Source organism: Hamadaea flava (assembly GCF_024172085.1).
In the GTDB taxonomy this organism is placed as follows: Bacteria; Actinomycetota; Actinomycetes; order Mycobacteriales; family Micromonosporaceae; genus Hamadaea; species Hamadaea flava.
Window position 1 is genome coordinate 6,055,141 of the sequence record NZ_JAMZDZ010000001.1, and the last position, 24,407, is coordinate 6,079,547.

A 24,407-nucleotide genomic window follows, 5' to 3' on the forward strand; every position below is an offset into this window, starting at 1 on the left:
GCGGGATAAACGCCCGCCAGATTGGTTCAATGGGGCAGAGGGAAGGGAGCGGGGGATGTCCCACGAAGTCACGATCGGCGACCTGCGGGCCAGCCACTGGAACGTACCCGATTTCGACACGGTCTGGCGCGGACTGAATCCCGCCCAGGTCGACCGGTTCATCCGCGAGATCCATGCCGACGTGGCCCAGGCGATCTCCGCGTACGAGACGGCGCTGGCGGTCGCGGACGAGGAGCGGCAGCGGCTGGAGTCCGAGGTTCTCCGGCTGCGTGGCCCGTCGGTCGTGGCCGCCGAGTACGCGGAGTCGGCCGGTGTGGCCGTCGAGCCGGAGGGCGTAGACCCGACCGCCGAGGCCGAGCCCAATACGCCGGAGGCTGAGCCGGCCGCGCCGCCGGTTCGCGGTCGCCGGGCGAAAACCGCGATCGTCGCAGCCTGACACGGTCAGGGGCGGAACAAGCCGACTGCGCCGGATCTCAGAGTCGAGATCCGGCGCAGTTCGCTGTGCTCGGTTCCGGCGGGCTACGAGTCGCCGCCCATCTTGTCGATGCCGGACTTGGCGGCGTCCGCGCCGCCGTCGATCTTGTCGGAGAACTTGCCGCCGGTGGCGCTGTCGGCCGCGTCCGCTGCCTTGTCGACACCGGCCTTGGCCTTGTCGGTCATTCCGCCCGCAGCGTCCTTCGCCTTGTCGGTCAGGCCGCCGCCGGCGTCGCTCGCCTTGTCCTTGGCGTCGTCGGCCGCGTTCTGCGTGTCGTCGCCGTCCATGCCGAGCATTTCCTTGGCCTTGTCGAGAATGCCCATCGTTGCCTGCCCCCTCCAGTGGCGTCGCCGCTCACTCGGCGCTTGCTAAGGGTGACAGTACGTCGTGCGAATCGCTCTCATGCCGCGTCTCGGGAAAAACCGGCGGGACGATGGCTCACAATCCGGTATGAACCTCGCAGATGATCGCGTACGCCGTTGCCAACGGCGGCTCGACGGGGCGCGGTGATCATCGGACCTCCGGAGGCGGGGCGTTCATATCGGCATCCGTCAAAACCGCAGCTCATCGGCGGTTCCGCTGGCTACGCTCCAAACATGACGCGGCAGACCGAACCCGGCGACGGGTACGAGGACGACGGACTGTTCCGGACGGTGATGTTCGGCTACGACCGCGCCCAGGTGGACGATTACGTGAACGCGATCTGCGACGAGCTGCAGGTGCTCTCGGTCGCCGTGAAGCGGCTCGCTCCGGTCGAGGAGGAGCTGGCGGCGGCGCACGTCGAGCTGCGGCGGCTACAGGGCCAGGTCTCGGCGACCACGCCCAGCGCGACGGCCAGTGCCCGGATCACGCACATGCTGCGGATCGCCGAGGAAGAGGCGGCCGCGCTGCGGGGCGAGGCCGACGAGGCGCTGACCAAGGCCCGCCAGGACGCCGACGTGATCCGCCGGGACGCGGAGCTGGACACCGAGCATGTCGCGGCGGCGCGCCGCCGGGAGAATCAGCGTGCTCGGGAGGACATCATCGCCGGAGCGCGCGCCGAGGCGGCCCGAATACTGTCCGACGCGAACGTGCGCGGCGGGAATCTCGCCGTCAGCGCGATCATCGCCACCAACGGGCACAACGGCTCCGTCAACGGTTCAGTGAACGGCTCGGTCGGCGGCTGCCCGCCCAAGAGCCCGTCGAGGGCCGGCTCGCCCAACGCCGGGCCGATGAGTGCGGGGCCGGTAAGCGCCGTGCCCGCGGACGGTTCCGCGAACGGGCCGGTGCACGGCGTCGCCAAGATGCCGGCGAAGAAGAACGCGGCGAAGAGGCGTACGGAGTCGCCGTAGCGCGCTTCGGCATTCCGGCCCCGGTGGTCAGGCGAACACGTACATTCGCTGCATGAGCACCACGCTGCTGGATCTCAAGCTGGACCGGGCGTTCGGGCACCTGGACGTCAACGCCAACGGCCACATCGAACACGACGACGTCGTGGCCCTGGTCGCCCGGCTGGTCGCCGGCTTCCGGGAGACGCCGGCGAGCCCGAAGTCGAAGGCGGTGGCCGACGGCTTCGAGGAGTTCTGGCAGTCGCTGCTGGTCGCGGTGGATGCCGACGGAGATCGGCGGCTGACGCCCGAGGAGTGGAACACCGGGATGGTCCGGGCCTTCGTCGACGCCGACAGCGGATTCGACCGCCATTTCCGGCCCGCCGTCGAAGCGGTCCTGCGCCTCGCCGACGCCGACGACGACGAGAAACTCGGCATTGACGAATTTCAGACAATGCAGAAGGCGTTCGGCACCCGGCCGGCGGATGCTCAGGAGGCTTTCGACCATCTCGACGCCGACGGTGACGGCGCGCTGACGGTCGAGGAATTGATAACGGCCGCCCGTCGTTACTACACGGGTCAGGGCGGGGCGGCCGGGGACTGGCTGTTCGGAAAGATCGGCTGATCCCGTTTCCGGCAACGACGCCGGGGGTACGGAGCCGCGCATGTCCGAGCCGCGCAACGCGAGGAGCGCGCTGAACCTGCGGCTGGTGCTGGCCAGTTTCGGGCTCATCTTCACGTTGCCGCTGGCTGTCTGGACGGCGTTGGCGGGCTACCCAGTTCCGGCTATTCTGCTAGGCGCGCTGGCGGTGATCGCCTTCGTCGACCTGATCGTGATTCAGGCGCGCCGCCGTCGACGGCACCGCGAGGAACCGCCCGGCACGCATCACTCGCTGTTCGAATAGCGGGGTCCGGCGTGGCGCGACGGGGATCACAGAAATCCGAGCACCAGTACGCCAAGATCGGGGAACATACCCGTCGGCGACTTTGTTCGTTAAGCCACCCAGACCATGTGGGGAGGAGGACAAGCAAATGGCCACAGTGACTGATTACGACGCCCCTCGGCGTTCCCTCGGTGAGGTCGAGGAGGACAGCCTGGAGGAACTCAAGTCGCGTCGCACGTCGGCCCAGTCGCCGTCGGTGGATGTCGACGAGACCGAGGCAGCGGAGGGCTTCGAGCTTCCGGGGGCAGACCTCTCGGACGAGGAGCTGACCGTGACGGTCGTCCCGATGCGGACGGATGAGTTCCGCTGCTCGCGGTGCTTCTTGGTGCACCACCGCAGCCAGCTCGCCAAGCAGAAGGGCGACGAGCTGATCTGCTCCGAGTGCGCCTGATCACGGCGGAGTGACGGCCCCCGGCCGACGACGACCGCGCGGCGGCGATCAGGGCGATGACGATCAGGCGTGCAGGACCGCGACACCGTCGACGCGGTCCTCCGCCAGATCGGTCAACGCCCGATCCGCGTGGCTCAACGCGTACCCGATGGTGTGGACGCGGAGCCGGTGCCGCGCCGCGAGGGAGAGGAACTCGCGGCCGTCGTCCCGGGTGTTCGCCGTGACGCTGCGCAGCGTGCGCTCGTAGAAGAGGTGCTGCTCGTAGCCCAACGGCGGAATGTCGCTGAGATGGATGCCTGCGACGGCAAGGGTGCCACCGCGATCGAGCGCCGCCAGCGCGACGGGGACCAGATCCCCGACCGGGGCGAAGAGGATCGCGGAGTCCAGCCGTTCCGGCGGTCGTTCGCCGGCGCCGGTCGCGGACGTGGCACCGAGCGAGAGCGCGAGTTCCTGAGCGGCCTTGGACCGCGTCATGACGTGTACGCGCGCGCCGAGCGCGATGGCGAGTTGCGCCGTGAGATGCGCTGACCCGCCGAACCCATAGACCCCCAGTACGCCGCCCGGCGGCAGATCGCTCAACCGCAGCGCCCGGTAGCCGATGATCCCGGCGCACAGCAGCGGCGCGACTTCGTCGTCCGGATAGTTCTGCGGCAGGTGGTACGCATAGTCGGCCGGAGCGACGGCGTACTGCGCGTATCCGCCGTCGGCGTCCCAGCCGGTGTAGCGGGAGTTGGGGCACAGATTCTCCGCACCCCGCCGGCAGTACGCGCACTCGCCACAGGTGTGGCGCAGCCAGGCGACCCCGGCTCGATCGCCGACCGCGAACCCGCGAGCTTCCGATCCCAGTCCGACGACTTCGCCGACGATCTCGTGCCCCGGCACCACCGGGGTCCGGTGCGGCGGCAGGTCGCCCTCGGTGACGTGCAGATCGGTCCGGCACACCGCGCAGACGCTGACCCGGATGAGCAGCTCACCCGGGCCGGGCTCGGGAATCGGGTGCTCGGTCAGCCGCAGCGGCCCGGTACGCATCGGCCCCGGCCGTGCGACCTCCCAGGCGGTCATCGACTCCATGACCCCATCCTGGCCCTCAGACGGGACGCCGGCCCGGGAATCCGCAGTCGACCCGGTGGTACCACTCGATGTCGTCGTCGCCTTCGAGCCAGCACCACAGGACCGCCCGGCCGTCGCGTACGCCCGGGAAGTCGAGCAGCACCGGGGCGTAGCCCTTGACCTGGATGTCCTGCTCGGCGATCTCCTCCAGCAGGGCGTGCAGCCGCGCCTCCAGCGCCTTCGCCTCGGCGCGTCCGCCCAGCGGACTCGCCCCGTCGGCGGCGAGGTCGGCGGTCAGCTCGGCCAGGTCGGCTCGGGCGTCGATCAGCTCGTCGATGCGCGGACGGACCTCGGCGTACCGGCGACGGGCCTCCTCCAGCGTGAACACGCTCTCATTATGGGTCACAGCGGCGTGTAGAGGCCGCGTGCGTGGTCGGCTACCGCCGCGCCGGTGATCGTCGCCTCGATCGGCAGCACGTCGAGGCACAGCCGCAGCGCCTCGGTCAGCTTCGCCAGCGGTACCCGCATGGACAGTGTGCAGTGTGGAACCCAGCGGCCCGGTCGGTACAGCTCGGAGGTTTCGATCCCGGCCGCGGCCAGCCGCTCGTGGACCGCGGCGTGGTGCGCCAGCAGTTCCGGCGTGGGCACCGGGCCGAGCCACAGCACCCGGCCCAGAAACTGTCCGATGTAGTCCAGGCTCACGCGCAGCGGCGGCGCCGCGGTCAGCCCGCCCAGTGCGGCCACGACCGCGTCCGGGTCCAGCCGGTCGGCGCCGGTCAGGGAGAGGTGCGGGCGATGCTTGCGGTGGGTCAGGTCCCGCAGCGTCGGCACGCCGGCGGCTTCCAGGGCATCCCACACATTTCGTACGCGTTGGGTCGCGACCGGGTCCAGATACAGCTCGAGCGCGGCGACCATGATCCGGGAGCGTACTCCGGGCGCCCTTCTTTCGGGTGACCTCGGCGTGGCGGTGCGTACCTGGCAAATCCGGCAATTGTTGGGACTTACCCTCCATCCGGAGAAGCCGAATAATCAGGACGGTAGTAGTGCGTACAACATGGATCGGTCGCGGTGCGGCGACCGTTGCAGCAGGCCTCATCTTCATCTTCGGCAGTAGCCAGGCAGCCTTCGCCGCCGCGACGATCGAGATCAACGCGGGCAACGTCCCGACCACGGCGCAGGCCGCCACCCATGGCTGTGACTTCGGTGGCGGGCCGTTCGCGAACCAGGACGTGTGGATCTTCGTCCTGCCCGAACCCAACCTGCAGGGCGATTTCACCTCGCTGACGGTGACCTTCACCGACGCCGGCAACGTCCAGCACGTGCTGAGCATCCCGGCCGACGGCGGCGCGATCGTCGACGACAACGGCACGAGCAAGGCGTACCTCGCGACCCCGGCCGGCTGGACCCTGGTCAACGGCAGCGCCGACATCACCGGCACCGACCCGCAGAACGCCAAGTTCAACCTGACCCACGCCTGCCCGGCGACCGGCTCGCCCAGTGCCGGCCCGAGCGCGAGCACCAGTCCCAGTACGCCGCCGACGGCCAGCCCGTCGCCGTTCGGCGGAGGCGAATCGCCGTCCGCATCGACCGCCGCCTCGGCGTCGACCACCCCGGCGGAGAGCGAATCGCCGACGCCCGGCGAATCGACGTCCGCCTCCACCAGCGGAACACCGGTGCCGAGCGGCTCGGTCAACACCGGCGGCGGTGGCAGCGCGATGAGCATGAGCAGCGTCTTCCTCGGTGGCGGGGCGCTGCTGGGCGCGGTTGCCGGCATCGGGTTCCTCGTGCTGGCCCGCCAGCGCCGTGACCTGGCCTAGCCGACCCGGCGGACCGGGGACCGGGCGGCAGCGACCCGGTCCCCGATCCGGCACCGCCTTCCGGATCGGCTGGTGGCTGGCCTGCGTCGCGCTCGTCGGACTCGGCGGCTGGGGCACCGGCCTGCTGATCGGCGCGGCCGACAAGCCAGGTACGCCGCCCCCGCTCCCGGCCCAGGTGCTCGCGCTGCCGTCAGGCGGCCTCGAGCCGCCCGACCGCGGGCCGGGCCCGCTGACCCGGTCGACCCCACGAAAGATCGTCATCCCCAGGATCGGGCTGCGCGCCTGGATCGAGGAGATCGGGCTGCGCCCGGACGGAGCGATCGAGACACCCTCGTTCGAGCGGGCCAACCACGCCTCCTGGTACAAGCTCGGGCCCAGTCCGGGTGAGGCAGGCGCGGCGGTCGTGATCGGCCACGTCGACTCCCGCAAGAGCGTCGCGGTCTTCTACTACCTGACGCGGCTGCGCCCGGGGGAGGAGATCGAGATCGAGCGAGCGGACCGTACGACGGCGATCTTCACGATCGAGGTCATGCAGTCCTTCCCCAAGGCGGACTTCCCGACCGACCGCGTGTACGCCGGTGGCCCGGTGCCCGAGCTGCGGCTCATCACCTGCGGCGGGCGCTACGACGCCACGTCCCACTCATACTCCGACAACATCGTGGTCTTCGCCCGGCTGACCGGCGTACGCCCACCCCCGCCACCCCAAGTCTGATTCGTGCTCGTGAATGATAACTCGGCTTTTAAAAGGTTGAGTTATCATTTCCTCCGTGACTCTGGAGAAGCCGGACTATCTGCACGGCCGGGATCGGGAGTGGGCGACGTTGAGTGCGTTCGCGACCGACCCGGCGATGGGCGCTCGGTTGGCCCTCGTCTACGGCCGTCGCCGGCAGGGGAAGACGATGCTGCTCGAAGCGTTGGCCCGCGCCGGTGGAGGCTTCGTCTTCACCGGATTGCCGCTGACCGCCCGGCAGAACCTCGTGCGCCTCAGCCGGGCGTACGCAGCGTTCACCGGCGAGGTGGCCACCGCATTCGCCGATTGGGAACAGGCAGTGGACGCGCTCATGCGACTTGGCGAACGCTCCGACCAGCCCTGCCTGGTCGTCCTTGATGAGTTCCAGTACCTCATGGATGGCGAACCCGCGTTGCCGGGCTTCATCCAGCTCGCCCTGGAGCCGTTGGGCCGGGCGCAGACCCGCAGCCGGACACGGTTAGTCCTCTGTGGCAGCGCGCTGCACGTCATGCGGGGCCTTCTCGGCGGCTCGGCGCCCCTACGCGGCAGGGCCAGCCGGGAGGTCATGATCCGGCCGTTCGGATTCCGCGACTCGGCGGACTTCTGGGATCTGAGTGCTGATCCGCAGCTGGCCTTTCAGACGCACGCCCTGCTCGGTGGTACGCCGGCGTACCGGGGAATGGCGGGAGCGGCCCCGTCTTCCGTCCAGGACTTCGGGCGGTGGGTCGCTGAGGCTCCGCTGGCAGACACGTCGGCCTTGTTCCGCGAGGGCGCAGTCATCCTCCATGAAGACCCGGAACTGTCGGACGTCGGTCTCTACTACGCCGTGCTAGGCGCCATCGCGCGTGGCTCGTGCCGTCGCGGCGAGATTGCCGCCGCCTTGGGGCGTAGTGACCAGTCCCTCGCGCATCCGCTCACTGTGCTCGAACACACTCAGCTCATCGAGCGGGTGGACGACGCGTTCCGGCAGCGCCGTCCGGTCTATCGGATCACCGAACCGGTCATCAGGCTGCATCAACTCCTGATCGCGCCGCACGAGCCCGAGCTGGTGGGTGGGGCGGCGCAACAGGTCTGGGAGGAGAACGCCGACACGGTCACGTCGAAGATCTATGGGCCTCACTTCGAGGAGATCGCGCGGCAATGGGCGCTGTGGCATGCCTCGCCGGAGACGCTCGGGGCCCGCGCCAGCGCCGTCCTCTCCGCCACCCTCGCCTGCCGGCTCCATCAGCAGGGCCACGAACTCGACGTCGTCGCGATCCGCCGCCAGCCTTATGACCGGGACGCCGTGCTGGCGATCGGGGAGGTCAAGAGCACGGCGAAACCGGTCGGCGACGGTGACCTCGAACGGCTTGACCACTTGCGCGAGCTGATCCCAGCCGACCGGTACGAGGAGCCGCCCCGACTGCTCCTATTCGCTCGGCATGGATTCACCCGTGAACTGCGGCAATCCGCAGCGTCGCGGCGGGACGTCGAGCTGGTCGACGCGGAGAGGCTCTACACCGGAGGGTGATTCGGGCTTGACCCGGCGGGGCCGATCACCAACTATCGGCACAACGGATCAATCCGGACAATTCATTCGAGGTGATCGGGCATGACGAAGGTGTCCCGGCGAGCCGCCCTCGGCGGTGGGCTCGCGCTCGTGGCCGCGCCGTTCCTGTCGGCCGGGTTCCCGGCGGCGGCTGCGCGACCGCGTACGGAGTCGGGCATGCAGGGACCGGTACGCCTCGGCGTCCTCACGCATTCGGCCGGGCCGCTGGCCGCGTACGCCCAACGGCAGCTGCTCGGTGTGCGTACGCGGGCGGATCAGGTCAACGCCGCCGGGGGACACGGGTCGGCCCCCGAGATCGAGCTGCTCGTACGCGAAGCGGGCGCGGACGAGAAGGCGGCCGCCGCGGCGGCTTCGGCGGTGCTGGACGAAGGCGTGCACGCCGTCATCGTCGCGACCGCGCCCTGGTTGGCCGACGCGGTCGGCGGTCAGTGCACGCTCGGCTGCGTACCGGTGCTGACTCCCGCGACGGGGATCGTCCCGACCAGCCCGTACGCCTTCCAGTCCGCGCCTTCGGCGGCACAGGTTCTGCGTACGCTGATGGGCGCGGCCAAGAAGGCCGGGCTGGCCAAGCTCGCCCACCTCGCGACGGACAAGCTGGCCGCGCCGCCCGTCGTCGACCTCGTCCAGACCGAGGCGGCCAACCAGGGACTGAGCATCGCCGGGTTCGAGCCCGTGCCCGTCGAGGCGACCGATCTGAAGGATGCCGTGGGCAAGCTCGTCGCCGCCAAGCCGGACGCGTTGGTGATCAGCGCACTCCCACCGCAGAGCGGGGCGGCTGTCCGGGACGCGCGCGCGGCGGGTTGGACCGGCCCGATCCTGCTCACGCCGGAAGGCGTGCACCCCACGTTCCACTCGACCGCGGGGGACGCTGCCGACGGCGTACAAGCTGTGAGTCCATGGCTGCCCGCCGCGGATTCGGCGCCGGACAGCGTGTCGAATCTCGCCACGGTCCGGCGGTTCGCGGAGGCGTTCGCGCCGAACGGGCCCGCGAACCCGGCGGCCGGATTCGGCGCGGACGCCGTGGCGCTGACGCATCAGGTGTTTCTTGGGCATCGCGACCGGAAGATGGCCCGCGAACAGTTGGAGAACGCCTGCTGCGTGGGGGTTTGCGGGGTCTACAACCTGACCGCCGCCGATCACAGCGGGCTGGCCGATGACGCCCTGACGGTTCTCACTTCGAAAGCGGGGAAGTGGACCATCTGACATCAGGGTCTGGCGCCGCTGCAACAAACGCGTTAAAGTCTCCGACAACGCTCGTCCGGACGGTTTCCCCCGTGATCGCCCGGACGGGCGTTCCATCGTTCTACAGCTCGTTGCGAACGGCCCAGAGATCGGGAAACGGCCGGTCATGGACCGTTTTCGCGAGCCAGCTCGCGCCGGCCGAGCCACCGCTGCCGGGCTTGTCGCCCATGACTCGCCAGACCGCAGTGAGATGCAACTGACGCCACCGGATGAAGCGTTCGGCGACCTCCATCAGCACCTCGCCCAGCTCGTAGAGATCGGGCTGTTTCGATCCACTGTAGATTTCGAGCCAACTCGTGCCGCGCCGGGCGACCGCGGCCTTCGCGGCGTCGTCGAGGCTGGGCTCGGCCAGCTGCTTCTCCAGATCGGCGACGACCGACGGCATCTCCGCGTGCGGGCAGACCATCCCGGGCCGCTTGTTGCCGAGCAGGAACTCCAGGTGCCGGTACCCGTAGGACTGGAAACCGGAAGCCTCGCCGAAGGCGTCCCGGAACTCCCCGAACTCGTTCGGCGTCAGCGTGGCGAGCAGCTGCCAGGAACTGATCAGCACGTCCTGCGCGCCGATCGACCGGCGCAACGTCCTCGTCGCGGCGCGCACGTCGTCCGCGTCGAGCTGTGTGCGCGCCGTCTCCCACTCGTGGCGCAGCAGCGTGAACAGCAGCTCCATCACCTGCGTCGCGACGATGAAGGAGTACTCCGCCGGGCTCTGCGTCCGCGGGGTCTGGAGGGAGAGCAGCGTCTCGATGTGGGTGTAGTCCGCGTAGGGGGTGGTTCCCTCGAACTCCACCTTGGGGCCGCTACCTCGTCTGCCGTAGACCATGACTTCATCAAACCGCTCCTCCAGGCCCTCGTTGAAGGGCCGTTGCGGCTCGTTACGGCGGTTTGATCTTGCATTCGGCAGGCGTTCGGCGAACCCGGGTTTACGATCGTCAAGTGGACCCAGTGGATTGGCATATTCTGGACGAACTGCAGCGTGACGCCCGGCTCTCGTTCAACGAACTGTCCCGGCGGGTGAACCTCTCCTCGCCCGCCGTCGCCGAGCGCGTACGCCGTCTGCAGGAGACCGGGGTGATCACCGGCTACCACGCCCACGTCGACCTCGCCACGGCCGGACGGCAGGCGACGGCGCTCATCCGGATGCACTGCTACGGGCCGACCTGCCTGCTCCGGGAACCCGCCGTCGCCGACTGGCCCGAGGTACTCCAGATGCATCGGGTCAGCGGCGACGCCTGCTGCGCGCTCAAGGTCTCCGTGGCGTCGATGGCCGACCTCGAACACTTCATCGACCGGCTCGCCGGTTACGGGCGCCCCTCCACCGCGATGATCCTGTCCAGCCCGATCACCTGGCGACCGGTCACGCCGCTCCCTTGACGGGTGCAGATCACGGTTCCGCAGGCATCCTCGGGCGAAGGATGCCTGCGTAACCGTGATCTGCATGTTCGACCAGCGGGTCAGGTGATGCGGGAGCGAGTAACGGGGAAAGCGAGGTGGGAGGAGGCGGCCACGATCGTCCGCAGCCGGGCGAACGCCTCGTGCACCTCGGCGAAGGTCGTGTAGAGCGGAGCGAAACCGATCCGGAGCCGGTCCGGCGTACGGAAGTCGGGGATCACGCCCGCGGCCTTCCACGCCTGACAGATCTGCCAGGCCGCCTCGTGATGCAGCGTCACGTGGGCCCCACGCCGAGCCGGGTCGCGGGGACTCGCCAACCGCAGGCCCAGCGGCGCCAGCCACTCGTCGAACAGCTCGATCGCGTACTGGCCGAGCTGGGCGCCCTTCGCCGCGATCCGATCGACGCCCGCCTCGGCGGTCAGCTTCGCACCCTCCCAGGCGGCGTACCCGCCCATCACCGGGGTCGAGCTGACCAGGAAACGCTCCACAGTGGGCACTGGGTCGTAGTCGAAGCCCATGTCGAACTGGTTGGCCTGCCCGAACCAGCCCCAGATCGGCTGGCGCAGCGATTCCTGGAGATCGCGCCGGACGTACAGGAAACCAGGGGCGCCAGGACCGCCGTTGAGATGCTTATACGTGCAGCCGATGGCCAGGTCCGCGCCCGAGTCCCGCAGCGGCGTCGGCACCGCGCCGGCCGCGTGGCACAGGTCCCAGAGCATGATCGCGCCCCCGTCGTGCGCGGCCCGCGTGATCGCCGCCATGTCCGCGATCGCTCCTGAGCGGTACGCCACATGCTGCAGGCTGATCAACGCGACGTCGTCGGCGGGGCAGGCGGCGATCGCCGCGCGTACCTGGTCGGCGGTGACGCCGAGGTCGAGATCGGTCTTGATCACCTCCAGCCGCATCCCGCGCGCCGCCGCGACGCCCTGGAGCACGTACTGGTCCGACGGGAAGTTGTCGTCGTCGGTGATGATCACCGAGCGGCCGGGCCGGGCCTCGCAAGCGGCGACGGCCAGCTTGTAGAGGTTGACGCTGGCGGTGTCGCACAGCAGCACCTCGCCCGGCTCGACGCCCAGTACGCCGGTCGCCAGGGTGTCTCCGGCGTCGCGGGCCAAGGTGATCCAGCGATCCCAGCCGCGGACCAGGTCGGCGCCCCACTCCTCGTCGAGCAGTTTGATCAGCCGTTCCCGGGTGGCCAGCGGCGGGCGGCCGAGCGAGTTGCCGTCGAGGTAGATCAGGTCGGGCTCTTGCTCGGGGTAGAAGAATCGTGCGCGGTACTCGGCCAGCGGGTCGGCGGCGTCGAGGGCCTGGGCGCGGGTCAGGAGGTCATCCACGCCGCCGACTCTAGCTGCGCCTATTGAGCTGCAGATCACGGATGTGCATGCCACCTTGAGCGCCGGCGGCCTGCGTAACCGTGATCTGCAACTGTCAGTCAGCGGACGTACGCGGCGGTGAGGTTGGGGCGTCCGCTGGTCGGGCTGAGGAACACGCCGCCCAGCCCGGGCCCGCGCAGCAGGAAGGCACTGGCCGACACGGTCGGGATGAGTGGGGCGTACCGGGACATGATGTCGTGGTCGAGGCGGCCGTAGAGCGGCGCGGCGGCCGCCCGGTCGGTCATCGCGGCCAATTCGTCGAGCCGGGCGTTGACGCAGGGCTCGTCGAACTTCGCGAAGTTCACGCTCCACCCGGCGGCGAGGCTGCCGCCGTGGAGCAGCGTGCCGAGGGTGCTCTGCGGGTCGGGGAAGTCGGCGACCCAGGCGCTGTACATCAGGTCGCAGGTCGAATCGGTCGCGCCGATGAGACCCCAGTAGTCACCCGCGTTCAGCGGCGTCGGAGTGATCCGGAAACCCGCCCGCTGCAACCCCGTACGCACGACGGCCGCCCCCGTGGCGTCGTCGGGGGTGTCCGGATAGCAGTAGGTGAGCGTGGGCTTCCGCCCGTGCAGGAGCTGCTTGGCCTGGCTGACGTTGCCGTGCCCCGCACTCGGGTACGCGTCGTAGCCGAGCCACCCCGGCATGGTCGGCGAGAGAACGGTGGTCAGCGGCGTGCCGACAGCGGTGCCGCCCTGGGCCTGGAGCAGGGCGCCTCGATCGAACGCCCAGTTGAGCGCCTTGCGTACGGAGACGTCGGTGATCCGCCGGGTGTTGATGCTGAGGTACTTGGCGAGCCCGGTCGGGCCGGCGAGCGTACGGGTCGACAGCGTCGCGTCGCCCTGCACGACGGGGATCTGGTCGGCCGCCACGTTCGCGGTCATGATCGCCGCCGCGTCCGTCCCCGTCCCCGCCAGCAGGCGCTGGGTCTGCGCCGCCCGGTCCACCGTCCATTCGATGTGGACGGTGTCGGCGTACTGGTGGCGCAGCGGGTCGGAGGCCGGATCCCAGGCGGGATTGCGGCCCAGCGTCAGCGATACGCCGGGGACCTCGGCGATTCGTCGGTACGGGCCGGTCGCCAGGAAGGTCCGGTCGTAGTCGGCCCGCGTGTCCTGGGCCGCCGGCACCGGCGTGGTCGTCGGGAACGCCACGAGATACGGCAACTCGGGATGCGGCTGCGCGAACGTGAAGACCAGCGTCCGATCGTCGGGCAGGCTGATGCCCGGCGGCACCGGCGATCCGGCGTACGGGCCGGGGTAGCTTCCGGACGGGTCCAGCGCGGACTGGAGGTAGTGCGGCCCGAAGGCGCCCTGCTCGCTGAACGACCGCGCGATCCCGTACGCGATGTCGTGCGAGGTGATGGGGCTGCCGTCGGAGAAGGCGATGCCGGGCCGGAGGTGATAGGTCCAGACGCGGCCGCCGTCGCCGGCCTCCCCGGCGTTGGTCGCGAGGTCGCCGACCAGCCGGGTGGGCCCGCCGGCCGGATCTTCGAGGTACCCGGTCAGCGTGCGGTGGAAGAGCTGGGTGGACAGCTCGATGACGTCGTAGATCTGCTGCGGGTCGAGGTGGGCCGGGGGAGCGTCCTGCAGCCAGGTCACCTGACCGCCGGTACGCGCACCGGCCACCGCCGGAGCCGGAGTCGGCGTGGTTCCGGCGAAGTCGAGCACGATCTCCGGGGTCGCCGCCGCCGCGGGTGTGCTGTGGCTGACGACCAGCCCGGTCGCCACCAGCGCTAAGGCAAGAAAGCGTCGCATGCGCGCACCGTATGGCCGGCGGTGGCCGCATCCGGCGTCGCTTAAGCCACGGCTGAAATGGAACGGCCCCCGCGCAGGTGCGCGGGGGCCGTCGGACGTGCGGTCACGCGGACTTCGTCAGGGGCGGGCCCAGGACGAGTCCTCCGACGGCAGGTCGGTGAAACCGTTCTTCTGTGCCGGCGGTTCCAGCAGGTTGGGGCCGGGCGTGGGCTCGGCCTCGGGCAGCGTCTCCGCCGGGGTGCCGAGCTTGCGCGCCCGCTTGGCCGCCTTCCGCTCCTTCCGGCCCTCCACCATGGTGTAGAGGGTCGGCACCAGGATCAGGGTGAGGACGGTCGAGCTGAGCAGACCGCCGATCACCACGACCGCCAGCGGCTGCGAGATGAAGCCGCCCTGACCGGTGATCCCCAGCGCCATCGGCAGCAATGCGAAGATCGTCGCGACCGCCGTCATCAGGATCGGGCGCAGCCGTCGCCGGCCGCCCTCGACCACCGCGTCGACCACGCTCGCGCCCTGGGCCCGGTACTGGTTGACGAGATCCAGCAGCACGATCGCGTTGGTCACCACGATGCCGATGAGCATCAGCATGCCGATCAAAGCCGGTACGCCGAGCGCGGTGTCCGTCACGAGCAGGGCCAGGATCGCCCCGGTGGCCGCGAACGGCACCGAGACCAGCAGGATCAGCGGCTGCACCAGGCTCTTGAACGTCGCCGCCATGATCAGGAAGACGATCGCGATCGCGGCGAGCAAAGCCAGCCCGAGGTTGCCGAAGGCGTCCGCCTGATCGGCGCTCGCGCCGCCGACGGTGTAGCTGGCGCCGGTCGGCAGCTGGAGGGCCTTGAGCTTGGTGTCCAGGTCCTGCGTCGTCTTGCCGAGGTTGCTGCCGGTCGCCGTGCCGCTCACCGTGACGCTGCGGTCGCCGTCGATCCGGGTGATCTGGGTCGGGCCGTCCACGGTGGCCACCGTGGCGACCTGGTCCAGCGTCAGCGGACCGGCGATGGGCAGCTTCTTGAGCTGGTCCAGCGAGGTCGGCGAGGCCGCCCCGAAGGTCAGCATGACCTGCTGCTGTCGGCCGTCCAGGGTGTACTGCCCGAGCGGAGCGCCGCGGAACACCGCGCCGACCGCCTGGGCCACCTGGGCTTCCGTCAGTCCGACCGCCGCCGCCTTCTGGCGATCCACCGTCACCTGGACCCGCGGCGCGCTCGTCGAGAGGTCGCTGGCGACGTCGGTGACGTCGGCCACCTCGGACATCGCCTGGCGTACCTGGTCGCTGGCGGTCTGCAGGGCCGCCTCGTCGTCGGCCTGCACGATGACCTGCAGGGTGCTCGCCGAGAAGCCGCCGCCGCCGTTGCCGGCGTCGACCTTGACCTCGCCGACGTCGGTCAGCTTGGCCATCTCGGCACGCAGCTTCTCCTGCACGTCGTACGCCTTGGCGTCCTTCTTCAGCGTGATGCTGACCGTCGAGGAGTTGCTGCCCCCGGCACCCAGGCCGAAGGTGCCCCCGGAACCGACCGTGACCTGGTAGGTCTCGACGCCCTCGGTGTTCGCCACGACGGACTCGATCTTCTTCGCGGCCGCGTCGGTCACCGCCAGGCTGGTGCCCTTGGGCATCTCCTGGGAGACCGTCAGGGTCGTCTCGCCGGACTGGTCGAGGAAGTTCGTCTTCAGCAGGCTCGCCATCCCCATGGTGAGGAAGAAGACGAGGATCGCCGCCGTCACCGTGAGCCAGCGACGCTTGGTCGCGAACCGGATGATCGGCACGTACGCCCGCTGCAGGATGCTCCGGCGCTCCTTCGCCTCGGCCGCCTCCCGGATCGCCTCGCCGTCCGCCGAGCCGTTGGCCGGCTTGAGGAACCAGTACGCGAGCACCGGGATGATCGTCAGCGACACCGCCAGCGAGGCGAGCAGTGCCACCGTGACCGTGATCGCGAAGCTGGAGAACAGCTGCCCGACCAGGCCGCCGACCAGGGCGATCGGCGAGAACACGGCGACCGTGGTCAGGGTCGACGCCGTGACCGCGCCCGCGACCTCCTTGACCGCGCCGAGGACCGCGTGCTGCTTGTCCTCCCCGTACGCCAGGTGCCGCTTGATGTTCTCGAGGACCACGATCGAGTCGTCGACGACTCGTCCGATCGCGATCGTCAGCGCGCCCAGCGTCAGGATGTTGAGCGAGTAGTCGCCGACCTTCAGCGCGATCAACGCGATGATCACCGAGAGCGGGATGGACACCGCGGTGACGATCGTCGACCGGATCGACAACAGGAAGACCAGGATCACGATGATCGCCATGACCAGACCGAGCGCGCCCTCGGTGGTCAGTCCTTCGATCGACTTCTCGACGTAGGGCGCCTGGTCGAAGACCGCGGTCAGCTGCGCGTCGCCGCCCAGCTTCGACTTCAGCTCGGGCAGCATGTCGGAGATCTCGTGCGAGATGCCCACCGCGTTGCCGTCCGGCGCGGCGAACACCATGATGCCGAGGCTCTCCTTGCCGTTCGTCCGGGTGATGGACGTGGCCGGGGCGAGCTGCTCGGTGATGGTCGCGACGTCGCCCAGCTTGACCGGGACGACCACGGTGCCCGGGGCCGCCGAACTCGGCCGCAGGTACAGGTTCTTCAAGTCGTCGATCTTGGTCAGCGGCGTGCCGACCGAGACCGTCAGGGTCTTGTCGCCGTCGGGCAGGGTGCCGGCCGGCATTGCGATGCCGTTGACCTTCAGCACGTTCATCAGATCGGCGACGGACAGGCCCGCCCCAGCCAGCTTCGCCGGGTTCGGCGCGATGACCAGCTGCGCCTGGCGCTGGCCGGTCAGCTGCGCCTCGCGTACGCCCTCGATGCCCTGGATGGCGGGGATGACGTCCTTGGTGATCTTCTCGGCGAGCTGGCGCTCGTCGCCGCCGTTGCTCGCGCTGAGCAGGACCACGGGGAAGTTGTCCGTGCTGAAGGCGAAGACCTGCGGGTCCACGCCGTCGGGCAGGGTGGCCGAGATGCGGTTCAGCGACGACTGCATCTTGGTCGTGGAGTCGTCGAGGTCGGTGCCGAAGTCGAACTCGACCTGCACCGTCGAGACGCCCTCGGAGGAGGTGGAGGTGACCCGTTTGAGGCCGGGCGTCCCCTGCAGGGCATTCTCGATCGGCTCGGTCACCTGGCTGGCGACCACCTCGGGGGCGGCGCCGGGGTAGGCCGCCGAGACGAAGGCGGCCGGAAAGTCGAGGGAGGGGAAGAGCTGTTGCTTCAGCTGAGGGATCACCATCAGACCGAACGCGGTGACGATCACCGCGACCAGCGCGGTGAGCCCGCGGTTGGCGAGGCTGAGCCTCGAGAAGAACGACATTTTCAACTCCGGGGGTCCGGTGGGCCCAACCCGTTTAGTTTGCCTGAAGCTAATATTTAGCGTTTCACCGGGTTACTGTTACGCTGCTGTTGCGCGGGGGCCGACCAGCACAGGAGTAGCGGTGACCAGCAAAGACGCGGCGATCGCGCGGATCATGGCCGGTCAGCGGCAGTTCCAGCTGGCGATGGCGCGAGATCGAACCAATCCGTTCTTCGCGGTCAACCTGACGATGTCCCAGCTCAAGATCCTCTTCGCGTTGCGGCTGCACGGCGGCCAAGGCGGGCACGAGCTGGCCCAGAAGATGGGGGTCAGCCCCGCCACCATGACGGGCATCGTCGACCGCCTCGTCGCCGGGCGCTACGTCAGCCGCCGCGAAGACCCCCACGACCGGCGCGTACGCCTCGTCGAGCTGACCGAGCGCGGCACCACGATCGTCGACGACATCATGACCGTCGGCGAGGAGCACTCCCGCCGCATCCTGGCCCGCCTCAGCGTCGACGAACTCAGCGTGGTCGCCGACGCGATGGACATCCTCGGCCGGGCCCTCGTCGAGGACGCCACCGCTGCGGAGAGCGAACGGGACACTGCATGATCAGGGTCAATTCGACGCTCCCATAGCGATCCCATAGCGACATGGGAATGACCCTGATCATGGTCAGCGACGATCGGGGTGTCGGGCGATTCGGCGCGGGATCGGGCGGCTGGGTGTGAGCATGATCCAGTGACCTCGTCAACCCTGTTCACGCTGCTGTTGATCACGATAGCGGCGGTCGCTTCGCCGATCGTGGTGGATCGGCTGTCCCGGTGGATCGTGATCCCGGCCATCGTCGTCGAGCTGATCCTCGGGGTCCTGGTCGGGCCGTACGTGCTGCACTGGGCGCAGGTCGACGACATCATCAGCGCGCTGTCCAGTCTCGGCCTGGCCGTGCTCATGTTCATGGCCGGCTACGAGATCGACTTCGGCCGGCTTCGGGGGCGGCCGTTGACCCTCGCGGTCGTCGGCTGGCTGTGCTCGCTGGCGCTCGGGCTGGGGCTGGTCGCGCTGCGTACCGGGTTCAGTTTGAAGACGGTCGTGATCGGGCTCGCCCTGACCACCACCGCGCTCGGCACGCTGCTGCCGATTCTGCGGGATCGGGGCATGCTCGGTACGCCGTTCGGCAACCGGGTGATGGCGGTGGGCGCGATCGGGGAGTTCGCGCCGATCGTCGCCATCTCGGTCGTGCTGACGACCGACAATCCGGTGCACTCGATGATCCTGCTCGTGGTCTTCGCCGTCGTGGCGATCGTGGCCGCCCACCTGGCCCGGCAGCCTCCGTCGCCGCGGATGTCGCGGCTGGTGATCCGAACTCTGCATACGTCGGCCCAGCTGGCGATCCGGCTCATTCTGCTGGTCCTGGTCACGATGGTCTGGCTGGCCTATCGGTTCGAGCTGGACACCCTGCTCGGCTCGTTCGCGGCCGGCATCGTCGTACGCCTCGCGATGCGGCCCGCGTCCGAGCACATGACCCAACAGGTCGAGGCCAAGCTGGACGCGATCGGCTTCGGTTTCCTGATCCCGATCTTCTTCGTGGTGAGCGGGATCAACCTGAACCTCGGCGCGCTCTCCTCGGTCGAGGGGCTGCTGGCGACCGCGCTTTTCGTGGTGGCGTTGCTGGTCGTCCGGGGTGGCCCGATCTTCGTGCTGCACCGGCGGGACCTGCCCGGCGTACGCGATCGGCTGTCGCTGGCCTTGTTCGGGGCGTCGGCGCTGCCGTTGATCGTGGTCATCACCACCATCGGCACGCAGGACGGCGTACTGACGACTCCGCTCGACGCGTCGCTGGTGGCGGCGGGTGCGCTGTCCATTCTGATCTTCCCGCAGGTCGCGATGCGTCTCCTCCGCAGCGGTACGCCGGAAACCGGCGCGTCCACGAAGGACACGCCGGTCACCCTGCCCGCCGAGCCGGAGGCTCTCTAGCTCGCCGGAAGCCGCTACCGGATCAGGTCGTAGACGGTGGTGCCGCCGACGGTCTGCGCGGTGAAGTTCTCCGCCACCCAGCTCGCGATCTGCTGCGCCGAGTTGCTGCCGCCGTTCGACATGCCGCCGAATCCGCTGCTGCCGAGGAAGTAGTGGACCTTCTTCTGCTCGACGAGCTGCTGGAAGTCCGCCAGCGAGATCGACGGGTCGCTGCCGTTGAAGCCGCCCAGGCTCATCACCGGTTCGCCGCTGCCGAGCTGGTAGCCCGCCGCGTTCTGCGAGCCCACCGCCGCTCCGGCCCAGGCGTACTGGTCGGCGTCGGTCCGCAGCAGCTTGACCAGGTCGCTGTTCGGGGTCGACGCGGAGAGCAGACCGCCTGCGCCGCCGCCTCCGCCCATCCGGCCGCCGCCGTCGGAACGCGTGCCGGTACCCGGGAACCCGTTCTGGCCGTTGCCCGGCTGGGTCGCTCCGTTCTGCGTACCCATATTGGGCGGAGCTTGCATGCCCCCGTTGCCGAAGCCGCCCCGCTGACCGCCACCGCCCATCCGGCCGCCGCCGAAGCCCGAGCCTTGCACGGACGGACCGGCCGTGGGAATCGAGCCGGTGTGCGCGGTCGCGGCAGTGTCCAGCGCGTAGGCCGCGGGGCCCGCCAGGCCGGTCGCGATGCTCGCGACCGCGACCACAGTGGCCACTCGGCGCCACCGCAACCAGGGCAACGCGAGGAGCGCGGCGGCCGCGAGCACGCCTACCACGACCACACTGGTACGCAGCCAGGGCACGAAGTCGGCGCTGCGACCGAGCAGCACGCTCGACCAGACGGCGGTGATCGCCAGGGCGACCGCCAGGATCGAGCGGGCCACGATGTGGGCCCGGTGCTGCCAGAGCGAGACGGCCCCGATGCCGATGAGCGCGCCGATCGCGGGCGCCAGCGCCACCGTGTAGTACGCGTGGAAGATGCCGGCCATGAAGCTGAACGTGCCGGCGGTGACCAGCAGCCAGCCGCCCCAGAGGATCAGCCCGGCCCGCATCCGGGAGGTACGCGCGGCGCGGGCGCTCAACGCCAGCCCGCCGACCAGGAAGATCAGCGCGGCGGGCAGCAACCAGGCGACCTGGCCGCCGATCTCGCCGTCGAACAGGCGGGTGAGCCCGGTGGAGCCCCACATGCCGCCGTTGCCGCCGCCTCCGCCGCCGACGCTGCCGACCTCGTCGCCGGTCAGCCGGCCGAAGCCGTTGTAGCCGAGGGTCAGTTCCAGGATGCTGTTGGACTGCGAGCCGCCGATGTACGGGCGGGACGAGGCGGGCCACAGCGACACGATCGCGATCCACCAGCCGGCGCCGGCGATCATCGCGCCGAGCGCGGCCAGCAGCTGCCAGATCCGCTTCCAGAAGCCGACCGGGGCCGCGATCAGGTAGACCAGGCCGAACGCCGGAACGACCAGGAGTGCTTGCAGCATCTTGGCCAGGTACGCGAAGCCGACGAGCCCACCCGCCAGCAACAGCCACTTCGTCTTGCCCTGCTCGACCGCGCGGGTCACGGCGTACGCGCCCGCCACGAGCAGCAACACCAGCAGCGCGTCGGGGTTGTTGAACCGGAACATCAGCACGGCGACCGGGGTCAACGCCATCACGCCACCCGCGAGCAGCCCGGCCGCCGGACCGAACCAGCGGCGTACGGCGGCGTAGAGCAGGCCGACGGCGGCCACTCCTTCGAGCGCCTGCGGAACGAGGATGCTCCACGAGTTGACGCCGAAGATGCGCGCCGAGAGTGACATCGCCCACAGCGACGCCGGGGTCTTGTCCACTGTGATGAAGTTCGACGAGTCGAACGAGCCGAAGAACATCGCCTTCCAGCTCTGCGAGCCGGCCTGCGCCGCGGCCGAGTAGTACGCGTTGGCCCAGCCGGACTTGCCCAGCCCCCAGATGTAGAGGACGCCGGTCGCGACCAGGAGGGCCAGCAGCGCGGGACGCTCCCATCTCCGGCGGTTCGGCCCCGCCGGCGTTGCGGCCGTCGCGGGTTCCAGAGCGGTGACAGGCGTGTCCTGGACGCGGTCTTCTGCGATGGTCATGCCCCCAGGCTGGGCTGATCGGATGGACGTCTCGTCGGACCGGTCTGTGTGGCGCCTGTGAAACTCTGGAGATTTATGGAAAAGAAACCTTACTGATGCGAACGACTCGCGCCCATCACCGCGTTCTGTCGACATGCGTAAATCTGTGCTGATCTTGTCCTTGCTGGTGGCGCTGGCGGGCTGCGGGAACGCCGGTACGCCGTCCTCATCCCCGTCGGCGTCGGACCCGAGCGCGGCGGCCCGGGAGATGCGGTTGCAGTCGGCCAACGCCGTCTGCGTCGCCGACCAGAACCGGGCCCGCCTCGTGACCTACCCGAGCGTGGGCGGCGAACTGGGCGCGGGCTACCTCAACGGCACCGGCGACACCGCAGTCGTCCTGTTGCACCAGGCCGGCGGCGGGCTGTGCCAATGGCTCGGCTACGCCGACGCGTACGCCGCCAAGGGGATGCGCGGCTTCGCGGTCGACATCCGGAACGAGTCCCGGGTCGACGACACCGTCGCGGCGGTCGCGTACCTGCGGTCGACGGGCGTACGGAAGGTCTTCCTCGTCGGCGCGTCGATGGGCGGCACGACGGCGTTGGCCGCGGCCGCGTCGATCCAGCCCCCGGTCGACGGCATCGTCAGCCTCTCGGGCCCGGCGATCTACGCCGGGGCGGATGCCGCCTCGGCCGTGAAGAAGCTGGCGATGCCGGTCGTGTTCGCCGCCGGTACCAACGACGGGAACTTCGCCACCGACGCTCAGTCGCTGTATCAGGACTGCGCTTCGAAGCAGAAGAAGCTGATCCTGCTGCCCGCCAGCGATCACGGCGTACTGCTGATGTCGCGGGGCATGGGCGACTTCGTGCTCGCCTTCGTCGCCGACCCCGTCGCCGCCCTCTCGCTCACCGTCTAACGGTGATCATTGCGTCAGCCATGCTGCTTCACCTGGCGAAATGTCCGCCGGAACAGCATGGCTGACGCAATGATCATGCCTTGTTGAGGGCGCGGAGGAAGGATTCGGCCAGGGGAACCGCGGACGAGGTCGAGTCGCCGCCGTTCTCGACGAACACGGCGAACGCGATGTCGCCCTGCCAGCCCACGAACCAGGCGTGCGTGTGCGCCGGGTTCGCGTCGTACTCCGCGGTGCCGGTCTTACCGCTGACCGCACCGCCGGGGACGTCCGCGAGCGCCTTGCCGGTGCCGCTCGTGACGACCTCGCGCAGCGCCGGGCGCAGCTGGTTCAGGGTGCTCGTCTTCAACGTCGGGCCGTCCGGGGCGACGGCGGCCGGGGAGGGGTCCAGCAGCACGATCGGCTGCTTCCACTGGCCCCGGGCGACGGCGGCGATCGCGCCCACCATGGCGACCGGGGAGACGATCGTGGTGCCCTGCCCGAACGAGGCGGCGGCCCGCTCGGCGGCGGAGCCGCCGGAGGAGACCGCGCCGGTGAAGCAGTCGACGCCCATGTCCCATTTGGTGCCGAGGCCGAGTGCGGTGCCCGCGGCGGCCAGCCCGTCGGGGCCGAGCTTCGGGGCCAGCGACGCGAACGCGGTGTTGCACGACTTCGCGATGTCGGTGTGGAACGGGACCGCGCCGAGCTCGAAGTCGTGCGAGTTCTTGAACGTACGCCCGTCGACGGTGAACGTCTTCGGGCAGTTGACCACTGTGTTCGACGTGATCGAGCCGTTGTCGAGCACCCCGAACGCCGTGACGACCTTGAACGTGGAGCCCGGTGGCACCTGCGCGACGAAGGCCAGGTTGTCGCCGCCGCCGTCCGGTCCGTTCGCCACCGCGATGACGTGCCCGTCGCTGATGCGCATCGCCACGATCGCCGTACGCCGGTCGGTCTTGGTGGCGAGGGCGGCGTCGGCGGCGTTCTGCGCCTTGGTCTCCAGGGTCACCTTCAGCGGCTGCCCGTTGACCGCGTCGGTGTCGTAGACCTGCTGTTCCCGGGTCGTGCCCGCGGACGTCTTGCTGGTGATGAAGACCTGGAAGCCGTCGGTGCCGCGCAGCCGTTCGTCGTACTTCTTCTCCAGTCCGAACAGCCCGACCTGGTCGCCGGCCTGGTACTTGCCCGGGTTGGCGTCCATGATCTCCTTGGTCGCCTCGCCGACCGAGCCGAACAGGGCGCGGCCGAAGACGCGGTTCGGGGCCAGCTCCCGGGTCTCCTCCCGGAAGACGGTGCCGTCGAGGTCGCGGATGTCCTTCCGGATCTGGTCGTACGCCTCCCGCCGCAGGGTCACGAGTTCGACGAAGGAGTCCGGCTTGGCCTCCTTCACGCGGGCGGCCAGGTCGCCGAGGTCCACCGCGACCTTGATCGACTTGAACGCGGCGTCGAGCAGGGCGGTCAGCGCCGGCAGGTTGGTGATCTTCTGCGGCTCGACGCCGACCACGACGACCTGGCGCGACGAGACCAGCGCCTCGCCCTTGGCGTCGACGATGCCACCCCGCTGGGCCTTGACCTGCTTGGTCGCCAGCGACGCCCCGGGCTGCAGGTCGGGGTGGACCACCTGCGGCTGCCAGACCACGTTCCAGGCGTCCTCGCCGCCGACCTTGCCCTTGGCGAGCTTGACGTCCGTCGAGTACTCCCAATGGGCGCCGTCCGGCAGCGTCCAGTTCAGGTGCAGCTTCCCGGTGGCGGTGTCCTTGGTGACCGTGGGTTTGCCCTCGACCTTCGCCGTCGGCGGGGTCAGCGTCCCCGCGTACGCCTTGAGCTGCGTGGCGACGTCTGTGCCCGAAACGGCCTTGCTGTCCGGGTCGACGAAGGTGACCTTGCCATCCCAGGAGCCGGACCCCATGCCCGGCCAGCCGGCGGCGAACGCGTCGAGTGCGGAGCCCGGCTCGGGTTCCTTCGTGCAGGCGGCGAGCGAAGTGGCCGCGAGGAGCGCGGCGAGAGTGGCGGTGAGCAGGCGGCGCGAGGGGGCGTACATGCCGACCATTCTGCGCGAAGAGCACCAACTCGCGCAGCCGCGTATGCCCGGGGTGCCGGTGTCGCCCTTGTTGTGCGGCCCGGGGCGCTTCTGGAGCGTTGTAATCACTGCACTCCTGGCGGCTCGCCCGTGG

The 24,407-nt window shown here is 69.7% G+C and carries 23 protein-coding genes; 13 read left to right on the forward strand and 10 right to left on the reverse strand.

The window, feature by feature from the left end:
- Positions 1-55: 55 nt before the first annotated feature.
- Positions 56-436, forward strand: coding sequence for a hypothetical protein (locus tag HDA40_RS28385; protein ID WP_253760859.1), 381 nt, complete (start codon positions 56-58; stop codon positions 434-436).
- A gap of 83 nt (positions 437-519) precedes the next feature.
- On the opposite strand, the gene HDA40_RS28390 is transcribed toward HDA40_RS28385, so the two are convergent.
- Positions 520-798 (reverse strand): Rv0909 family putative TA system antitoxin, encoded by a 279-nt coding sequence (locus HDA40_RS28390; protein WP_253760860.1) that lies wholly within the window; start codon positions 796-798, stop codon positions 520-522.
- 273 nt (positions 799-1,071) lie between these two features.
- Here HDA40_RS28390 and HDA40_RS28395 point away from each other — a divergent pair, with 273 nt between their 5' ends.
- From HDA40_RS28395 to HDA40_RS28410, 4 genes are all read left to right on the forward strand, one after another.
- Positions 1,072-1,806 (forward strand): DivIVA domain-containing protein, encoded by a 735-nt coding sequence (locus tag HDA40_RS28395; protein WP_253760861.1) that lies wholly within the window; start codon positions 1,072-1,074, stop codon positions 1,804-1,806.
- 52 nt (positions 1,807-1,858) lie between these two features.
- The gene (locus tag HDA40_RS28400) at positions 1,859-2,407 is read left to right on the forward strand and encodes an EF-hand domain-containing protein (protein ID WP_253760862.1); all 549 of its coding nucleotides are present in this window, start codon (positions 1,859-1,861) and stop codon (positions 2,405-2,407) included.
- 40 nt (positions 2,408-2,447) lie between these two features.
- Entirely contained in the window at positions 2,448-2,687 is a 240-nt protein-coding gene (locus HDA40_RS28405; protein WP_253760863.1) for a DUF6343 family protein, read from the forward strand.
- Between the two features lie 127 nt (positions 2,688-2,814).
- Positions 2,815-3,117 carry a DUF4193 domain-containing protein gene (locus tag HDA40_RS28410; RefSeq protein ID WP_253760864.1) on the forward strand — a complete coding sequence of 101 codons (303 nt, stop codon included), beginning with the start codon at positions 2,815-2,817 and terminating at the stop codon, positions 3,115-3,117.
- A gap of 63 nt (positions 3,118-3,180) precedes the next feature.
- Here HDA40_RS28410 and HDA40_RS28415 read toward each other — a convergent pair whose 3' ends face one another.
- From HDA40_RS28415 to HDA40_RS28425, 3 genes are read right to left on the reverse strand one after another with little or no spacing between them, the layout of a single operon-like run.
- Positions 3,181-4,188 (reverse strand): zinc-binding alcohol dehydrogenase family protein, encoded by a 1,008-nt coding sequence (locus tag HDA40_RS28415; protein ID WP_253760865.1) that lies wholly within the window; start codon positions 4,186-4,188, stop codon positions 3,181-3,183.
- A 16-nt stretch (positions 4,189-4,204) separates the two neighbouring features.
- Positions 4,205-4,555 carry a DUF2203 domain-containing protein gene (locus HDA40_RS28420; protein ID WP_253760866.1) on the reverse strand — a complete coding sequence of 117 codons (351 nt, stop codon included), beginning with the start codon at positions 4,553-4,555 and terminating at the stop codon, positions 4,205-4,207.
- A gap of 14 nt (positions 4,556-4,569) precedes the next feature.
- Positions 4,570-5,082, reverse strand: coding sequence for a 2'-5' RNA ligase family protein (locus HDA40_RS28425; protein ID WP_253760867.1), 513 nt, complete (start codon positions 5,080-5,082; stop codon positions 4,570-4,572).
- 128 nt (positions 5,083-5,210) lie between these two features.
- Here HDA40_RS28425 and HDA40_RS28430 point away from each other — a divergent pair, with 128 nt between their 5' ends.
- The 4 genes from HDA40_RS28430 (at position 5,211) to HDA40_RS28445 (ending at position 9,466) form a co-directional block, all read left to right on the forward strand.
- Positions 5,211-5,984 carry a hypothetical protein gene (locus HDA40_RS28430; protein WP_253760868.1) on the forward strand — a complete coding sequence of 258 codons (774 nt, stop codon included), beginning with the start codon at positions 5,211-5,213 and terminating at the stop codon, positions 5,982-5,984.
- Entirely contained in the window at positions 5,971-6,696 is a 726-nt protein-coding gene (locus HDA40_RS28435; RefSeq protein WP_253760869.1) for a class F sortase, read from the forward strand. The genes HDA40_RS28430 and HDA40_RS28435 overlap by 14 nt, the downstream gene beginning before the upstream one ends.
- Positions 6,697-6,751: 55 nt before the next feature.
- A complete protein-coding gene (locus HDA40_RS28440) occupies positions 6,752-8,224 on the forward strand; it encodes an AAA family ATPase (RefSeq protein WP_253760870.1) in 1,473 nt (490 codons plus the stop codon).
- An 81-nt stretch (positions 8,225-8,305) separates the two neighbouring features.
- Positions 8,306-9,466 carry an ABC transporter substrate-binding protein gene (locus HDA40_RS28445; protein WP_253760871.1) on the forward strand — a complete coding sequence of 387 codons (1,161 nt, stop codon included), beginning with the start codon at positions 8,306-8,308 and terminating at the stop codon, positions 9,464-9,466.
- A gap of 100 nt (positions 9,467-9,566) precedes the next feature.
- On the opposite strand, the gene HDA40_RS28450 is transcribed toward HDA40_RS28445, so the two are convergent.
- Positions 9,567-10,325: a tryptophan 2,3-dioxygenase gene (locus HDA40_RS28450; RefSeq protein WP_253760872.1), complete on the reverse strand. Its 759-nt coding sequence runs from the start codon at positions 10,323-10,325 to the stop codon at positions 9,567-9,569.
- Positions 10,326-10,438: 113 nt separating this feature from the next.
- Between HDA40_RS28450 and HDA40_RS28455 the strand changes: the two genes are divergently transcribed.
- Complete coding sequence (locus HDA40_RS28455) at positions 10,439-10,876, forward strand: Lrp/AsnC family transcriptional regulator (protein ID WP_253760873.1); 438 nt, start codon at positions 10,439-10,441, stop codon at positions 10,874-10,876.
- Positions 10,877-10,956: 80 nt separating this feature from the next.
- Here HDA40_RS28455 and kynU read toward each other — a convergent pair whose 3' ends face one another.
- The 3 genes from kynU to HDA40_RS28470 all read right to left on the reverse strand — a co-directional run bounded on the left by kynU (position 10,957) and on the right by HDA40_RS28470 (position 17,345).
- Positions 10,957-12,228, reverse strand: a complete 1,272-nt coding sequence (gene kynU / locus HDA40_RS28460; protein ID WP_253760874.1) for a kynureninase — start codon at positions 12,226-12,228, stop codon at positions 10,957-10,959.
- Between the two features lie 98 nt (positions 12,229-12,326).
- Entirely contained in the window at positions 12,327-14,018 is a 1,692-nt protein-coding gene (locus HDA40_RS28465; RefSeq protein ID WP_253760875.1) for an ABC transporter substrate-binding protein, read from the reverse strand.
- Between the two features lie 117 nt (positions 14,019-14,135).
- Positions 14,136-17,345: an efflux RND transporter permease subunit gene (locus HDA40_RS28470; protein ID WP_253760876.1), complete on the reverse strand. Its 3,210-nt coding sequence runs from the start codon at positions 17,343-17,345 to the stop codon at positions 14,136-14,138.
- 121 nt (positions 17,346-17,466) lie between these two features.
- On the opposite strand from HDA40_RS28470, the gene HDA40_RS28475 reads away from it, so the two are divergent.
- Together HDA40_RS28475 and HDA40_RS28480 are read left to right on the forward strand one after the other, a co-directional pair.
- The gene (locus tag HDA40_RS28475) at positions 17,467-17,937 is read left to right on the forward strand and encodes a MarR family winged helix-turn-helix transcriptional regulator (RefSeq protein ID WP_253760877.1); all 471 of its coding nucleotides are present in this window, start codon (positions 17,467-17,469) and stop codon (positions 17,935-17,937) included.
- Between the two features lie 129 nt (positions 17,938-18,066).
- Positions 18,067-19,302 (forward strand): cation:proton antiporter, encoded by a 1,236-nt coding sequence (locus tag HDA40_RS28480; RefSeq protein ID WP_253760878.1) that lies wholly within the window; start codon positions 18,067-18,069, stop codon positions 19,300-19,302.
- A 14-nt stretch (positions 19,303-19,316) separates the two neighbouring features.
- On the opposite strand, the gene HDA40_RS28485 is transcribed toward HDA40_RS28480, so the two are convergent.
- Complete coding sequence (locus tag HDA40_RS28485; protein ID WP_253760879.1) at positions 19,317-21,368, reverse strand: ArnT family glycosyltransferase; 2,052 nt, start codon at positions 21,366-21,368, stop codon at positions 19,317-19,319.
- 145 nt (positions 21,369-21,513) lie between these two features.
- Here HDA40_RS28485 and HDA40_RS28490 point away from each other — a divergent pair, with 145 nt between their 5' ends.
- A complete protein-coding gene (locus HDA40_RS28490; RefSeq protein WP_253760880.1) occupies positions 21,514-22,260 on the forward strand; it encodes an alpha/beta hydrolase in 747 nt (248 codons plus the stop codon).
- 73 nt (positions 22,261-22,333) lie between these two features.
- Here HDA40_RS28490 and HDA40_RS28495 read toward each other — a convergent pair whose 3' ends face one another.
- Entirely contained in the window at positions 22,334-24,274 is a 1,941-nt protein-coding gene (locus tag HDA40_RS28495) for a penicillin-binding transpeptidase domain-containing protein (RefSeq protein WP_253760881.1), read from the reverse strand.
- Positions 24,275-24,407 lie beyond the last annotated feature (133 nt).